Here is a 294-nt window from a genome sequence, read left to right as displayed (position 1 = left end):
TGCCAAAATGCTCCTGTTAGTTCCATATACTTGCGCCCTCCTGTCTTACTGTGCTTAATTTCATCAATCTTATCCATAATTTGCGCTCCTAACTGGCCAAATGACGCCGGCTGCCTCAATACTAACTGAAAAATTCCTTTGAGTTCATCACTGACGCCTTCACAATCACCACTGGCGTTTAAAATCAAGGTGTGGGTCCCATCATTTAAGTAATCTCCTTCTTCAAAAATCATCTGATAGTGCCCAACCGCTCGTTGTTGCTCAGTAATAAGGGGGTTAAAGGGACACAAGAAG

At 43.2% G+C, this 294-nt stretch carries 1 protein-coding gene; it reads right to left on the bottom strand.

Annotated elements, in window-relative coordinates; genetic code table 11:
* Positions 1–294: hypothetical protein (locus tag FC14_RS10725; RefSeq protein WP_235804533.1), on the bottom strand; the 294-nt coding region annotated here is incomplete at both ends.

Source organism: Ligilactobacillus agilis DSM 20509, from assembly GCF_001436215.1.
In the GTDB taxonomy this organism is placed as follows: Bacteria; Bacillota; Bacilli; order Lactobacillales; family Lactobacillaceae; genus Ligilactobacillus; species Ligilactobacillus agilis.
The sequence above is the reverse complement of the archived record's forward strand: the minus strand, read 5'-3'. Positions and strand labels throughout refer to the sequence as shown.